Here is a 15,344-nt window from a genome sequence, read left to right as displayed (position 1 = left end):
GTGGGATGACTGTGGCGGTCAGAGCGTAGAAGGGATCAGGGAGCGGAGCTTTTCGCGGGTCTCCGGGTCCGTCGAGTAGATGATCGTGCCGATCATGCCCCGGGTCAGCAGCACTTTGTACGTGTTGCGGACGAGGCGGTCGACGTCCTCGTCCGGGGTTGCCTTGGTGAAGGACGGGTCCTTGGAGGCGCTGCGGTCGACCACCCATCGGTCCGTGCGCCAGACGAGGTCCGGACCCATGATCACGCCGGACCAGTCGTACTCGAAGCCCTGCGCGGTGTAGACACAGCCGACCTGCCCGAACCCTGCCGGGTCGGTGGCCCAGAGGGGTGCCGGAGGGGCGCCGAGCAGGGCGCGGTCGCCGTAGAGGTTCCACGGCTTGGCCCAGTCGCCGATGACCACGTCGGTGGGCAGGGTGTGCATGCTGGAAGTGATCTTTGTCGTCCACTTCCAGCAGTAGCCCGCGGACATGCGCGCACCGTAGCCCTCGGCCCGGCGGGCGGCCAGGAAGTCCTCCAGTTCCTGGGGGGTGTTCGCGGTCAGGAGCCGTACCTTGTCGTCGGGCTCCCACCCGGTGGGCGCGTTTCCCTCGAGCCCCAGCAGGTCGACCACCCAGCGCAGGTAGGCGTCGCTGCCCCCGCACCGGAACTGGCTGTCGAGTTCCACCACCGTGCAGTCGAGCCCCTGCTCGGCCGCCGCCTCCTGGATCTGTTCCACCGTTCCCATCTCGCCCGGACGCACCACCTGGTGCTGGTCCAGCAGGAACACCGGTACCCGCGCGGCGTCCATCAGCTCCGCCACCTGCGGCCGGCCGGTCCGCAGAGCCGCCTTGGTGTAGCGGTTGGCGGAGGTCTTGCGCAGCCGGTGCGCCTCGTCGCAGACCAGCACGTCGAGGTCGTTCGGCTCGGCCTCCATGAAGCTGTTGAAGTAGCGGAAGAGTCGCTGCACCTCGGGCTTGCGGGCACCGGCGACCTTGCGCATCGTCTTGGTGAAGGACTGCGAACCGGTGGCGTGCAGGGCCGGTACCCCGCGCCGGTAGAGGTCGCCCAGCAGGGAGAGGGCGATCACGCTCTTGCCGGAGCCCGGCCCGCCGGCCACGACCACGACCTGCTTGCGGTTGGAGCGCCGGGCCCGTCGGACGGCCGACATCACCGTCTCGTAGGCGAGCCGCTGTTCGTCCAGCAACACGAACTGTTCCCGGTTGCGCACCTCTTCCGCGGCAACTGCCATCAGCTGCTTCGACGGGCGCACCTTGCCCTGCAGCAGGGCGTCGGCCGCCTCGGCTCCCGGCTTCGCCGCGAGCCTGGAGCGGAGGTAGCCGAGGAAGGCACCACGCTGGTCACCGGTGAACATCCGGCCCCGGTCGTCCTCGGTGACGGCGCGGAGTCCCGCCACGCCGAAGTCGGTCGCGTTGTGCAGGTAGGCGACCCCGGCGACGGAGTGGGGAATCCGTTCCAACGCCCCGTTGAACGAGACGAGATAGTCGCAGTAGCCGCGCACCTGCTCGATCGGGTTGAGGACCGGGTCCGGGTAGGCGTCGATGCGGCAGAGCAGCGGATCGTCCTCCTCCGGGTACGCCTCGCTCCACTGCTTCAACTCGACCACCACGTACGAGGGTTCTCCGGTACCCGGGTGCACGCCGGCCAGTATCACGTCCGCGCGCTTGCTCGTCAGGGGCAGCGTGTACTCCAGCATCATCTCGACATCACCGAGCCCGGCTTCGACGAGCGCGTTGGTGAGCGCCGGGATGCTCCGCTCCCAGGAGCGCACCTCCGACGGCTGGGGCCGGTGGCGGTGTCTGTGGAGGAAGTTCTCGGTCAGGAGCCCGGTCAGCTGTCCTTCGAGGTGGGTGCGGTGGGCCAACGAGGCCGCGGACTCACGGAACAGCAAGGAAATGCCCCCAGGCAGCACGAAGTAGCTCGTGCGGGTGGGGGCATGTCCTTCGGTTCCACGGAAGTGGAGCGGAAGCCCGTCGGGCCGCTGAGATGGATGTCGCCATCCTAGAACAGGCTTCGGACCGGGAGTTGGGGCGTCAGGCCCCTTCGGGGACGCGGCCCTGGTGGCTTGCCTCAGGCGCGGAACACAGCGTTCGGCCGACCTTCACCGCGGTCAGGTGAGGGCCCCCGGCACGAGGAAGGCCCGCAGCGAAGCCCGGGACGAGCAGCCGCGCGCTCGCCGAGGATCGTTCGTGCTGCAGCCGACCAGCGGGGAGAGCCCGTCCGGTAGTGGGCGGCGAAGCGCGCAGGCGGGGGAGAAGCTCATCGGAGCGCGGGGGCGCGGGGCGCATCGAGATTCCTGGGGTCGACGACCGCGGGTGCCGGCCGGTTGTCCGGCGAAACGGGCATCCTCGAAAACTCGTACCGGATGACTCGTACCGACCGGGTGCGGCGGGTACCCGAGGCTTCGGCCGGACCGGGGGGCTCGGTCCTGACGAGGAGGCTGTGGTGAGTGCGAGTGACGTCCCGCGTGCCGGCGCGAGCGGTACGCGGCAGGGACGGCTCCGGCTGGACCTGCTCGGCATCTATCTCAACGACCATCTGGCGGGGTCCACCGTCGGCACCAACCGGGCCTGGTATCTGGCCCGGGCGAGCCGCGGCACCTCTGTCGGTGAGGCACTGGGACCGATCGCGCGTGAGATCGCGCAGGACCGGCGGAGCCTGCTGGACATCATGGCCCGGCTGGGTGTCCCGGCGCGGCAGTACAAGGTCTGGGCGGGCCGCGCGGCCGAGCTGGCCGGGCGGTTCAAGGGCAACGGCCGCCTGGTCCGCCGGTCCCCGCTCACCACGGTCGTCGAGCTCGAGTTCCTGCTGCTCGGCGTCGAGGGGAAAGCGGCCGGCTGGCGCACGCTGCGTCCGCTCGCCGAGACGGACGAGCGCCTCGACCCGCTGGAGCTCGACGAACTGCTCGAGCGGGCCGAACGGCAGCTGCGGACGCTCGAGGAGCTGCGCTTCCGGCGGTCGCAGGAGGTGTTCCGGGGCCTCCTGGGAGACTGACTGGGGCCCGCGCGGGCGGTAGGCCCGGGCTGTCCCAGCATCTGCGGGAGGAGCCGACGGCCCCGGTCCAGGAGGACCGGGTGCGCCGGCTGTCCCAGCACCTGCGGGAGCAGCCGAAGACCCCGGTCCAGGAGGACCGGGTGCGCGCCACCGCCCCCGACGGCATCGGCTGCGCGACCGACCTGTTCGGTACGGAGACCGCCGAGACCGCCCTCGCCCCCGGCGCCCCTGCCGAGCGCGTCTCCACCATCGCCGCAGGCCCCCAACCCGCCCGGTGGGGTGCGCGCGACCGGCGGCGTCGACGCCGAGCACGAGGACCACGCCGGTCTCGGAGCCGCTCGCTACCGACGTCACCGGGAGGGGGAATCCCGTGCGTCACCGGCCCGCACGGAGGGTATTCTCCGCTGATTCGATCAACAGTTCCCAGGGGAGGGCACATGGAGCGCCGTGCGGAGACCGCGGTGGGGGAGCATGTCGAGCTGGAGTACCAGCTGACGCGCGAGGACATGAGGCAGGCGCTCAAGGCGCGGGCCAAGGCGTCGGGCCGTGCCCGGCGGATGCGTGGGTTCGCTCTGGTCGGCGTGGCCGCGCTGGTCGGGGGGTCGGCGGTGCCGCTGGCGCACGGTGAGGCGCCCGACACCGGGACGTGGGTGATCGCCGGGCTGGTCGTCGTGTCGTTGTTCGTGCTGCAGCCCTGGCTCCTGGCCCGCCAGTTCCACAAGATCGCGTCCCGGAACGGGGCCTGCCACTCCCGGGTCGACGACTGCGGTGTCACCGTCGAAAACGCGGGCGGCTCCAGCCGGCTGAACTGGACCGCCGCCCCGCGTTACGCCGAGACCGCCGACACCTTCGTCCTGCTCAGCGGGGACGACAACGCCTCGTGCCTGACCGTGCTGCCGAAGCGGGGCGTGCGGACCCCGGAAGACGTGGACGCCGTCCGGGCCCTCCTGGACCGGCAAATCCGCAGGCTCTGACGCGTCCGCCCGGCCGGTGTGGGCCGCCGGCGGCAGGGGTACTCGGGTGCACCCACCGTGCGGGGCACCCCGCAGGAATGCAGGCCGTCACGGCTCGACGGCCGCGAGGCGCCCCGGCGTCCCCCACCCCTCCTGCGAGGCCCATCATGAGCCGTCTCTTCTCACCGCTCACCCTCCGCGGCACGACGTTCCCGAACCGGGCCTGGGTGGCTCCCATGTGCCAGTACAGCTCGGTCGACGGCTATCCGCAGGACTGGCATCTGGTCCATCTCGGCTCCCTGGCGCGTGGCGGCTCCGGCCTCGTCATGCAGGAGGCCACGGCAGTGGAACCCGAGGGCCGGATCACCCCTTCCGACGCCGGTATCTGGGAGGACGGGCAGGCCGCCGCGTACAAGCGGATCACCGACTTCGTCCATGAGCAGGGAGCCGTCGCCGGCATCCAGATCTCCCACGCCGGCCGCAAGGCGTCGACGGCACCGCCCTGGGAGGGCGACGCTTACGTCGGACCGGAGGCCGGGGGATGGCAGACGGTCGCACCGTCACCGCTGCCGTTCGACGACTGGCCGGCCCCGCTGGAGCTCGGCGCGAACGACATCCGCGCTCTGGTCCGGTCCTTCGGCGAGGCCGCCGCGCGGGCGCTGGCCGCCGGCTTCGAGGTTCTGGAGATCCACGCCGCGCACGGCTATCTGCTGCACCAGTTCCTGTCACCCCTGTCCAACCACCGCAGTGACGAGTACGGAGGCGATCTCGACGGACGCAGCCGCTTCCTCGTCCAGGTCACCGACGCCGTACGGGCCGAGTGGCCGGAGGACCGTCCGCTGTTCGTACGCTTCTCGGCCACGGACTGGGCCGACGGCGGCTGGACCCCGGAGGAGACGGTCGAGCTGTCGCGGCAGCTGGTGGCCCATGGCGTCGATCTGGTGGACGTCACCAGCGGCGGGCTCGTCCACAACGCGCGTATCGAAGTGGAGCCCGGCTACCAGGTGCCCTTCGCCCGGGCCGTCCGCGAGGGCGCGGCCCTCCCCGTCTCCGCGGTCGGTCTGATCACCGCACCGGAGCAGGCCGACCAGATCCTCGTGGACCGCTCGGCCGACGCGATCATGCTCGCGCGCGAACTGCTGCGCAACCCGACCTGGCCGCTCCGCGCGGCCTACGTGCTCGGTGACGACGTTCCGTGGCCGAAGCAGTACCAGCGTGGCCGTCTGCGTCATCGCTGAGGCCGTCGGCGCGAGTTGAGGCCGCGGGCTCCGCAGCGTACGGGTGGACACGCTGACGACGGCCGACCGAGCCCCGACCCCGGGCAGTCGGACGGTCACGACCGGCCGGAGGCACGCGACTTGGCCGTCTCCGCCGCGAAGTCGGCACCGACGGCGCCCCGAGGCGGCGTGCCCCCCACCGCACCTCGGGCGGCCACGTCGGCGCCCGAGGTGCGCAGAGGTACGGCAGCAGTCGAGATGCGGTCTCCGACCCGCGCTGGATATCCTTGCGGGGGACCGGGCGGAGCCGCCCGGGGCGTGGCCGTGCAGGCCCCCATCCCGCCCGGCGAAGAGGGCGTATCCCGCAAGCCGCCTTCGCGGCGCTCACACCTCCATGGGAGGGAGTTGCGATGAGGCTCACCCACATGCACACGGTCAGGTTCACCGGGGCGGCACTGGCCGCCATCCCGCTCGCGCTCGGTGTTCTCACATCCCAGAGCAGTGCTCAGGACGCGTCCCCCAGTCCCTCGGGCACCTTCGGATCGGGCTGCTCGGCGCTCTCCCAGAAGGCCGACACGGCCAAGGACAAGGTCGTGGACGCCGCGGCCGCCTACCCGCAGCTCAGTCAGCTCGTCTCGGCGGCCGTCCGGTCGCATCTCACCGACACCCTCAACGACAAGTCCGCGGTGACCGTCTTCGCGCCGAACAACGACGCCTTCAAGAAGGTGACCGCCTCCCAGCTCTCCTCGCTTCTCAGCAACGAGGGGCAGCTCAAGAAGGTGCTGACCTACCACGTCGTCGACAAGCAGATCACGCCCGATCAGCTGTCCGACGGTTCCTTCACCACGGTGGAGGGCGGCAAACTGACCACGTCCGGGTCGGGCAGCGACTTCAAGGTCAACGGCAAGGCGAACATCGTCTGCGGCAACATCAAGGCGGCGAACGCCACCATCTATGTCGTGGACTCGGTCCTCCAGCCTCCGTCCTGACCTGCCCTCGGGCTCTCCGCCCCGCTCGACGAGGCACGGCGTCGCACACCCGCGCGGCCGCCGTGCCTCGTCCTGTCACCGTACGAGGGACTTGATCGGGCCGACGGCAGCGTGGATATGGTGGGCGCCGTGCCCGACGGGACTTGGGGGAAGCGGTGGCGTTCGAGCAGGAGTGGGCAGCGATGCGGGCGGCGGCGTCCGAGCGGAGTGCCGTGCGGCTCAACAGTGTTCCGGCCGAGGGCGGCGGAGGCGGTGGCGGGTACGACCTCGTGGTCAACCGGGACGACCTCGGCGCCATCGGCAGTGACGCGTACGACCTGTTGGGCCGGATGGGCAAAGAGGGCGACATCGCCCGCGCGTCCACATTCGACGCCGCGACGGCGTTGACCAACGGGAACTTTGCCAGCGGTGCTGCCGTGTTGAAGGTGCACGACTTCTGGCAGACGCATCTGAAGACGCTGCTGGACGCCTGTGCGCAGATCTCGAACCACCTCGACTACAGCAAGGCGCGGCACGCCAAGGACGAAGTGAAGATCGTCGGGGATCTGACGCAGATCTCCGCGCTCACGGACTACATGAAATAGGGCTCGGGGGAGCGCTGCATGCTGAAGTACGAGGACATCATCGACGCCCCGCTGGGGAAGCTAAAGGCCGCCGCCGACGACTGGTCGGAGATGGCCGGGAAGCTGGACAAGCTCGCCGCCGACGCCGCCGCCGGGATGAAGGCGAAGGCGGACAAGGCCGACTGGGAGGGCGTCAACGCGGGCGTCACCAAGGCGTTCATCGGCAAGACCGTCAAGGAGTTCGAGGACGCCGCGGCGGAGGCCAAGGGTGTGAAGCTGGTCCTCGAAGACGGTTACACGGCCATCAAGCAGGCCCATGACGACCTGGTCGGCATCCGGGATCACGAGGGGCCCGCGGCCGGCATCCGCGTGGACGAGAAGGGCAAGGTCACGGCGCGGAAGCCGATTTCGGAGATCACCGCCGCACGGCACGACCCCGACTACGGCAAACTTCTCCAGCAGGAGCGGAAGAACATCGAGTCGTGGCAGAAGAGGATCGACCTCATCGTCGACAACTGCAACGACACCGACGTCGCCCTCAAGAACGCCCTCGAGGCCAACGTCACCGACCGCAAGGACTTCAGCGCCCCCACGTACACCAAGCTGGACCAGGAGGAGGCCGCCCGCGCCGCCGCTCTGGCCGCCAAGGGCCGGGACCTCACCCACGCCGAACTCCAGCAATTGAACGAGCTGTTGAAGGACAACAGTTCGTCGACGGAGTTCGCCAAGGACTTCTACGGGAAGCTCGGCCCCGAGAAGTCGCTCGCGTTCTTCGGTCAGCTCTCCACGAACACGTACGACTACAGCAAGGTCGACCCGGAGCGCCTCAAGGACGTCCAGGAGCTCCAGAAGAACCTCGGCCTCAACCTGGCCACCGCCTCCCACGACAAGGACTTCACCGACAAGTGGGGTCCGGAGCTGCGCAAGTTGGGCACGGAGCGCATCCCGCTGGCCAAGCACGACTACGGCGGCCCGTTCGGCTACCAGCTCCTCGGCGGGATCATGCGGAACGGCAACTACGACGCCAAGTTCCTCAACCCCATCGCCGAACATGTGGCGCAGCTGCATGCCAAGCACCCGGACATGTTCGCCGAGAACAAGGTGGTGAACGGCTGGCTGAAGAACCCGTTCAACCCCTCCGGCGTGAACGGAGCCGGTTACGACCCGGCCACCGCCATGCTCGAAGCCCTCGGCAACAGCCCTGACGCGGCGAAGCACTTCTTCGCCGACCCGCCGACCGCGTACCACCAGGACGGCACGGTCGACCACGGTGCCACGGCCGCCCTCGGGAAGGACAAGGACGGCAACGCGATCGACAACTACCTGGACTTCTTCAGCAACGAGAAGTGGGAGTCCTTCCCTGACGTCAACTCGACCGACCCGGACGAGCACAAGGCGTCGCTCAACCAGATGCCCGACGCCCTGGGTCACGCCCTGGAGGCGGCGACCCTCGGCTACCCGGCCGGGCACCCGGACGGGCATGTGGTGCGGGACGCGGACAACGCCGCGATCATGCAGAAGGTCATGGAGAAGTACGCCTCCGACCCCGAGCTGCTGAAGAAGCATCACGAGGCCATGGCCGACAGCCTGGGCACCATGGGCGCCGGCTACATCGACGACATCAACTGGGCGCTGGACAAGAACGATTCGCAGAGTGTGTTCGCGCCGGGCAGGAATCCGGAAGGACACATCGACTTCGGAGACACCGTGGATGGGAACGGGCGGAGTGTCGTCCGTGGCTTCCTCAGCACGCTGGGTCAGCATCCGGACGCGTACGCGACGGTCTCTGCCGCCGAGCAGGTCTACACCCGCAGCGCACTGGAAGGGGCGGTGGGCCCGGACGGAAAGATCACCGACGAGGTCGCCGCCCAGGCCAGGGCGACCGTCCGTACGGGCGCCGAGGTGCAGGGCATGCTCGACCAGTCGCGGGCCGATCAGGTGGAGGCGACCAACCTCAAGACCCACGAGGACTACGAGAAGGCGGTTGCCAGCCGGGCGGGCTGGGTCGAGTTCGGAGCCACGGCGGGTATCGCGGCGGGGGTCGCCTTCCTCCCCGCGACCGCAGCGGTGGGTGCGGCGGCGGTGCTCATTCCGCTGGCGACGGATACCGCGAGCGGGGCGGCGGAACAGGTTATCGGGCAGATGGTCGGGGATGTGGCGGACGGCTCAGTGGATGAGCACAAGGAGAAGTTGGAGGACCTGTCCCGGACCGAGAAGACCAAGATCTACTCCGCCGGTGAGAGCATGGCTGAGGCTCCCGCAAGGGCCTTCCTGGACCTCCACGGCGTGGGCAGGGACAGCCAATTCAGGCAAGACCTGATCGAATCGATGCTACTCGGCTATGGAGTCGGCAACGATCGGGCGCGGCAGCAGGGCAACGACCCGGAGACCGGCTGATGGCGGCCGACGGCCAAGGGCACGTAAGGATGCGGACAGTGTTCAATCGCAGGTCGGTGTACGGGGGGCTGCTCACCGCGGCCGTGGCCGGCTCGTTGCTTCTCGGGGCCGTGGGTTGTAGCGGTGATGAGGACGAGGACGGCCTTCCGGAGGACTACAAAGTCGTCGCGGGGACACAGCTGTGCGGTGGTCACGCCATATCCGAAGACGCGGCTAAGGCGCTGAAGGTGATCACGGGGTCGTCGCGGTTCGAGGCATCGGAGGAAAAGTACACCGTCGCGCAGGCCGCGACGGAGCTTGTCTCTGTGTTCCCATCCACCGGCGTCGGCAGGGAGGACGCCTGCCGCATCTTCACGGCCATCGGTACGCCGAATTTTCAGCTCAGAATCACTTGGAGCTTGGAAGACAGCGCCCCGACGGGTGCGCCGGCTTCGAAGTTCACCGTACTGAAGATGGGGGAGCGCACCGATGCAGCGACGGAAAAGGCTTACGTCTTCTTCGCGTGCCGGAGCGACAAGGTGCTCGGCTCGTCGAGTGCGGCCCACATCGCAATCGGCGTGGAGTACTGGGGCATGCCGAAGGACCCGCAAGACAACGTGCAGGCCTTGAAAAACGCCTACGCCACCGTCGCCCACTCCTACTCCCTCGCCATGGCCAAAGAACTCCGCTGCGACAAGAACGGCGGCCTCCCCCCGAAGCCCGTGCTGGACCCCGCGTAACCGTCCTACGCCGCCATCTTCTGGTTGTACGACGTGCCGGTCGTCGGGTGCTGGGACTCGGGGTACTGGGCGGACACCGTGTGCCGGATCTTCTTGCGGAGGGCGGTCGGGCGGATGCCGTGGCTCTCGTTGTGGGCCGTCTGCAGGGCGCGGCGGCGGTTGGTCTCGTCGATGGCGCGCGCCATCGAGGGGGTCAGCCGGTTCGCGTACATGTGCACCTCGCCGCTGACGTTGCGCGCCGCGCGGCCGATCATCTGGATCAGCGCCGTGTCGTTGCGGAAGATCCCGTCCTGGTCGGCGTCGAGGATCGCGACCAGTGAGACCTCCGGCAGGTCGAGTCCCTCGCGCAGGAGGTTGATGCCCACGAGGACGTCGTACTCGCCCCGGCGCAGGTCGGCCAGGAGCTCGACGCGGCGCAGGGTGGTCACGCCGGAGTGCAGGTAGCGGACGCGGACTCCCTCGGCGTCGAGGTAGTCGGTCAGCTCCTCCGACATCCGCTTGGTCAGCGTCGTCACCAGAGTCCGCTCGCCCCGGGCGGACCGCTCGCGGATTCCCGCGAGCAGGTCCTCCATCTGGCCCGCGGTCGGCTTGACCGTCACCTCCGGGTCGAGCAGGCCGGTCGGCCGGATGATCTGCTCGACGACGGCGCCCCGCGCCGCCGTCAGCTCGAAGCGGCCCGGCGTCGCGGACAGGTAGACCCGCTGCGGGCAGCGCGCGGCGAACTCCGACCACGTCAGCGGACGGTTGTCCATCGCGGACGGCAGCCGGAAACCGTGCTCGACCAGGGTGTTCTTGCGCGCGGCGTCGCCGTGGCTCATGCCGGAGAGCTGCGGCACCGTGACGTGGGACTCGTCGATGACGACGAGCATGTCCTCGGGGAAGTAGTCCAGCAGCGTGGACGGCGGTGCGCCGGGGGCGCGGCCGTCCAGGTGCCGGGAGTAGTTCTCCATCCCGGAGGCGACCTGGGTGTGCCGGATCAGCTCGATGTCGTACTCCGTACGCGTCCGCAGACGGTCGGCCTCGAGCAGCTTGCCGGCTCGGGTCAGCTCCGCGACGCGCTCGGCCAGCTCGGCCTTGATGGAGTCGGCCGCCGTGCGCATCCGCTCGGGGCCCGCGAAGTAGTGGGTGGCGGGGAAGACGCGGGTACGGTCGATGACCTCGCGCACCTCACCGGTCTCCGGGTCCGCGACGGTCAGCCGTTCGACCGTGTCGCCGAACATCTCCACCCGCAGCATCGTCTTCTCGTAAGCGGGGTGGATGTCGATGGTGTCGCCGCGCACGCGGAACCGGCCCGCGGCCGGCTCGCCGTCGGTACGGGTGTACTGGATGTCGACCAGCGCCGCGAGCAGCTCCTCCCGGTCGACGGTGTCGCCCACCGCCAGCTGGAACGAGCGGTCGAGGTAGGACTGGGGCGTGCCGAGGCCGTAGATGCACGACACGGACGCCACGACGATCACGTCACGGCGGCTGAGCAGCGACCAGGTCGCGGAGTGCCGCAGCCGGTCGACCTCCTTGTTGGAGACCGACTCCTTCGCGAAGTAGGTGTCGGTGCTCGGGGCGTACGACTCGGGGCGGTAGTGGTCGTAGAAGGAGACGAAGTACTCGACCGCGTTGTGCGGGAACAGCTCGCGCAGCTCGTTGGCGAGCTGGCCTGCGAGGGTCTTGTTCGGCGCGAGTACGAGGGTGGGGCGCTGGAGCTTCTCGATCAGCCAGGCGGTCGTCGCGGACTTGCCGGTGCCCGTGGCACCCAGCAGGACCACGTCGCTCTCCCCGGCGCGGAGGTGCTTCTCCAGCCCGGTGATCGCCTGCGGCTGGTCTCCGGACGGGGTGTGGGGAGAGACCACCTGGAACGGCCGACCGGTCCGTATGACCTGGTCGGCGGTGTGCTCGGCGAGAGTGACGCGCCGGTTCTCGGACGGGAATGCCATGGGGGTCGCTCCTGAACTCGATGTAACCGCACAGAAGCGGACAAAAGCTGCTCAGACTTCGTCCATTTTGCGTGTAGCATCCAATCTTGTCAATGTCTAATATCTTTATGGTCGAGTTGTGTGATACAGCACCCGTGTGTCCGGTTCAGGGGGTCACAGCACGGCCAGCCGGTCCACCAGGAGTTCCAGCCTCCGCTCCGCGTCCCCCGGCGGCAGCCGTCCCGCTCGGGTCAGGGTGGCCAGGCCGTGCAGGGAGGCCCAGAACGTCTCGGTGAACAGGCCGGGGTGGCCGCCGTCACCGGCGACCTCCGCGAGGCACTCCAGCAGGGCGGCAAACGCGTCCTTCAGGGGCTCCGGGGTGTCCTCGTGCGCGAAGGCCAGGCCGCCATCGAGGCTGAACATGGCGTCGTAGACCGCGGGATTGCGCTCGGCGTAGCCGAGGTAGGTGCGGGCGAGGGCGGTGACGCGGTCGCGGGGGTCGTCCGCGGCGGAGGTCGCGGCGCGCAGGGCTACGGCCATCTCGGCGGCACCCTCCAGGGCGACCGCCCCGATGATCTCGCGTTTTCCGCTGAAGTGGCTGTAGAGAACCGGCTGGCTGTACTCGATGCGCTCGGCGAGCCGGCGTGTGGTGACCGCGTCCCAGCCCTGCTGTTCGGCGAGTTCACGGGCCGTCGCCACGATGAGGCGTTCACGGACCGCCCGTTCGCGTTCCTTGCGTTCCTGTACGGACATACTTCGATTCTAGCAGTGCTAGACAATCGAGCGTTGGCAGTACTAGCGTTGAATCAATCGCTAGCAGTGCTAGAAAAACGGAGGGTCAGCCATGCTCACCGCACTCGAGGTCTTCACCACCGTGGTCGTCGGTCTGATGGTGGGGGTGGAGTTCTCCGTCGCCTTCGTCGTCAACCCGATCCTCGCCGGGCTCCCCGGCGACAACGGCCTGCGCGGCCGCGTCCATGGGGCGCGGATGCTCGGCGCCGTCATGCCGTTCTGGTACGTCGGCTCGCTCGTGCTCGGTGCCGTGTGGGCCACGGCCGGCTGGGATCACCAAGGCGCCGGCCTCGTCGTCATCGCCGCCGGGCTGCTGGCGGTGAGCGTGATCATGTCGGTCCTGCTGCTCGTCCCGATCAACAACCGGACCAAGACGTGGACCACGGGCAGCCTGCCGGAGGACTGGAAGGAGCAGGCTGCCCGCTGGGACCGCTTCCACCACGTCCGCGTCGGCATCCTCATCGGCGCCTTCGCCCTGCTGGCGGCCGCGCTCGCCTGACGGGTCTGCCCTGAGGTTCTTCCCGCCGGCTCCCGCTGAGGAGCTGAGACGTCGCGCGCTGACGAAGATCGCGTGAACACCGTCGACGCGGTCCGCGAGGTCGTCGCCACGATCCCGCGTGGCCGTGTCGTCACCTGCGACGGCATCGGTGGGCGGCCCGAGGGCCGGGGTGTGGCGAGAAGTCGTTCGGTGGTTCGAGAAGATGTCCCCATGACAGAAAGCAACCTGGCCGCCGAGGCCGCGCAGCGCCTCGTGGCCGGTGACCGTGCCGCCGCCCTCTCCCTCTACCTGCGGGCCTGGAACCGTCCGGACGACGAGGTGGCGGAGAGGATCTTCGACCTCGTCTCCGAGTGGGGTGACATCGACGCCGCGCTGAAGACCGTCGAGGCCGAGGCGCAGGGCGGCAACCCGGCCGCCTACGAGGCCCTCGCCGAGCTGCTGGTCGAACTCGAGCGGCCCAAGGAGGCGTTGGCGGCACTCCGGTCGGCGGCCGACGGTGGCCGGGACGTCACCCTGATGATCGCCTCCGTCCTGGCCGACGAGCTGGGGGACCGCGCGCAGGCCGAGGAGTACTACCGCCAGGCGCTCGTCGACGACAACCCCCGCGCCCTCAACGACTACGGCGCCTTCCTCAGCGAGGACGACGAACGACTGGACGAGGCCACCGACTTGCTGCGACGGGCCATCGAACGCGGTGACACCATGGCGGCCGGCAACCTCGGCCGGCTGCTCGCGGACGAGGAGAGGTACGAGGAGGCGCTGCCCTGGCTGAAGCAGGCGCTGGACGCCGGGCACCGTTCCGTACTGGCCGTGCTCGGCGAGACCGAACACACCCTGGGCGACCTGGAGTCGGCCCGCACCCACCTCCGCGAGGCCCTCGCCGAGGAGGTCGCCGGCGCCCACTTCGCCTATGCCCTCCACCTGGCCGACACCGGTTCCCCCGAGGAGGCCGTACGCCACTACGAGGCCGCCGCCAAGGAGGACGGCGAGACCAACGCGTACCTCAACCTGGCCTTGCTGCACGAGGAGTTGGAGCAGTGGTCCCGCGCCGACCACCACTACCGGGAGGCCCTCGCCCATCAGGACGAGACGGCGTACGTCTACTACGCGCAGTTCCTCGCGGACCAGAACCGGGGTGACGAGATCGCCGCGTTGCTGAAGTCGGCGGAGCGAGTCGACCTGGACGAGGAGGACTTGGCCGAGCTGCGGACGCTCGCCGAGGAGAGCGGCTCCCGCACGTCCTGACCCTTACGGGGGTGAACCTGCCGGGGTCCGTCAACGGTCCTCGGCAGGAGAGGAGTTCACGAAGAGCGCGCGCCCAGGACCCGCAGTGCCAGTTCCCCCCACCGCAGGTTCTCCCCCTCGAAGGCGATGCCCCGCAGCAGGGTGAGGTACGGGCCCACGCGGTCGGCGCCCGCCAGGTACTCGTCCTCCGTGCGCCCGTCCAGCAGCCGTTCGCGCAGGCGCTCGTAGCGTGCGAGTTTGTCGCGGGCCCAGGTCATGTGGGCGGTGATGTCGGCCTGGACGGGGGCGAGTTCGCCGATGTCGGCGCACTGGACCTTGACCAGCAGGCCGTCGCGGATGGCGGTGGGCCGGGTGATGGGGTCGGCGAGGTGCGCGCGGAGGGCGTCGTGGCCGGCGTCGGTGAGGGAGAAGAGGCGTTTGTCGGGGCGGCGGTCCTGGCGGACCACGCGCGCGGTGACGAGGCCCTCGCGCTCCATCCGGTCCAGTTCGCGGTAGAGCTGCTGGGGCGTCGCCGTCCAGAAGTTGGCCACCGAGGCGTTGAAGCCCTTGGCCAGGTCGTAGCCGGATGCCTCTCCCTCCAGGAGGGTGGCCATCACCGCATTGCGCAGGGTCACGTTCTCACCCTACTCTCCAACACACCTATTCAACTTGTTGAGTAAGGAGCACCCCGTGCATCCCTTCCGTGCCGCCGTGGAGAACCGCGACGCCGACGCCATCGAGGACCTCCTCGCGGACGACGTCGTCTTCACCAGCCCTGTCGCCTTCAAGCCGTACGCGGGCAAGCCCATCACCGCCGCGATCCTGCGCGGCGTGCTGCGGGTGTTCGAGGACTTCCGGTACGTGAAGGAGATCGCCGAACCGGACGGCCGGGACCACGCCTTCGTCTTCACGGCCACCGTCGGCGGCCGGGAGATCCAGGGCTGCGACTTCCTGCACTTCGACGAGGAGGGGCGGATCGACGACTTCACCGTCATGGTCCGCCCCCTCTCGGCGGCTCAGGCGCTGTCCGAGGCCATGGGAGCGCAGTTCGAGCGCATCAGCCGCGAGGCCGCAGGCGCCTGAGCGGCTTC

The 15,344-nt window shown here is 69.4% G+C and carries 14 protein-coding genes; 10 read left to right on the top strand and 4 right to left on the bottom strand.

Annotated features, from left to right (window positions below; genetic code table 11):
• Positions 1-18: 18 nt before the first annotated feature.
• Positions 19-1,890 (bottom strand): DUF2075 domain-containing protein, encoded by a 1,872-nt coding sequence (locus EV284_RS23000; RefSeq protein ID WP_165425619.1) that lies wholly within the window; start codon positions 1,888-1,890, stop codon positions 19-21.
• Between the two features lie 554 nt (positions 1,891-2,444).
• Between EV284_RS23000 and EV284_RS22995 the strand changes: the two genes are divergently transcribed.
• From EV284_RS22995 to EV284_RS22960, 7 genes are all read left to right on the top strand, one after another.
• Entirely contained in the window at positions 2,445-2,993 is a 549-nt protein-coding gene (locus EV284_RS22995) for a hypothetical protein (protein ID WP_130337210.1), read from the top strand.
• Positions 2,994-3,430: 437 nt separating this feature from the next.
• Positions 3,431-3,967 (top strand): YcxB family protein, encoded by a 537-nt coding sequence (locus tag EV284_RS22985; RefSeq protein ID WP_130337208.1) that lies wholly within the window; start codon positions 3,431-3,433, stop codon positions 3,965-3,967.
• A 146-nt stretch (positions 3,968-4,113) separates the two neighbouring features.
• Positions 4,114-5,184, top strand: a complete 1,071-nt coding sequence (locus EV284_RS22980; protein ID WP_130337206.1) for an NADH:flavin oxidoreductase/NADH oxidase — start codon at positions 4,114-4,116, stop codon at positions 5,182-5,184.
• A 389-nt stretch (positions 5,185-5,573) separates the two neighbouring features.
• Complete coding sequence (locus EV284_RS22975) at positions 5,574-6,152, top strand: fasciclin domain-containing protein (RefSeq protein ID WP_130337204.1); 579 nt, start codon at positions 5,574-5,576, stop codon at positions 6,150-6,152.
• Positions 6,153-6,307: 155 nt separating this feature from the next.
• Positions 6,308-6,736: a hypothetical protein gene (locus EV284_RS22970; RefSeq protein WP_130337202.1), complete on the top strand. Its 429-nt coding sequence runs from the start codon at positions 6,308-6,310 to the stop codon at positions 6,734-6,736.
• 18 nt (positions 6,737-6,754) lie between these two features.
• On the top strand, positions 6,755-9,112 hold the full coding sequence (locus EV284_RS22965; protein ID WP_130337200.1) for a hypothetical protein: 2,358 nt from the start codon (positions 6,755-6,757) through the stop codon (positions 9,110-9,112).
• On the top strand, positions 9,112-9,831 hold the full coding sequence (locus EV284_RS22960; RefSeq protein WP_242625790.1) for a hypothetical protein: 720 nt from the start codon (positions 9,112-9,114) through the stop codon (positions 9,829-9,831). The genes EV284_RS22965 and EV284_RS22960 overlap by 1 nt, the downstream gene beginning before the upstream one ends.
• Before the next feature lie 5 nt (positions 9,832-9,836).
• On the opposite strand, the gene uvrB is transcribed toward EV284_RS22960, so the two are convergent.
• Complete coding sequence (gene uvrB / locus EV284_RS22955) at positions 9,837-11,759, bottom strand: excinuclease ABC subunit UvrB (protein WP_130337198.1); 1,923 nt, start codon at positions 11,757-11,759, stop codon at positions 9,837-9,839.
• A gap of 153 nt (positions 11,760-11,912) precedes the next feature.
• Positions 11,913-12,491, bottom strand: coding sequence for a TetR/AcrR family transcriptional regulator (locus EV284_RS22950; RefSeq protein ID WP_130337196.1), 579 nt, complete (start codon positions 12,489-12,491; stop codon positions 11,913-11,915).
• 91 nt (positions 12,492-12,582) lie between these two features.
• Here EV284_RS22950 and EV284_RS22945 point away from each other — a divergent pair, with 91 nt between their 5' ends.
• A complete protein-coding gene (locus EV284_RS22945) occupies positions 12,583-13,029 on the top strand; it encodes a DUF1772 domain-containing protein (protein WP_130337194.1) in 447 nt (148 codons plus the stop codon).
• A gap of 210 nt (positions 13,030-13,239) precedes the next feature.
• Positions 13,240-14,274, top strand: a complete 1,035-nt coding sequence (locus EV284_RS22940; protein ID WP_130337192.1) for a tetratricopeptide repeat protein — start codon at positions 13,240-13,242, stop codon at positions 14,272-14,274.
• Positions 14,275-14,330: 56 nt separating this feature from the next.
• Here EV284_RS22940 and EV284_RS22935 read toward each other — a convergent pair whose 3' ends face one another.
• Positions 14,331-14,888, bottom strand: coding sequence for a PadR family transcriptional regulator (locus EV284_RS22935; RefSeq protein ID WP_130337190.1), 558 nt, complete (start codon positions 14,886-14,888; stop codon positions 14,331-14,333).
• Positions 14,889-14,943: 55 nt separating this feature from the next.
• Here EV284_RS22935 and EV284_RS22930 point away from each other — a divergent pair, with 55 nt between their 5' ends.
• Positions 14,944-15,336, top strand: a complete 393-nt coding sequence (locus EV284_RS22930) for a nuclear transport factor 2 family protein (RefSeq protein ID WP_130337188.1) — start codon at positions 14,944-14,946, stop codon at positions 15,334-15,336.
• Positions 15,337-15,344 lie beyond the last annotated feature (8 nt).

Source organism: Streptomyces sp. BK022 (genome assembly GCF_004217355.1).
Lineage (GTDB): Bacteria > Actinomycetota > Actinomycetes > Streptomycetales > Streptomycetaceae > Streptomyces > Streptomyces griseoluteus.
Note: the sequence above shows the minus strand (reverse complement) of the source record. Positions and strands in the feature narration are given on the sequence as shown.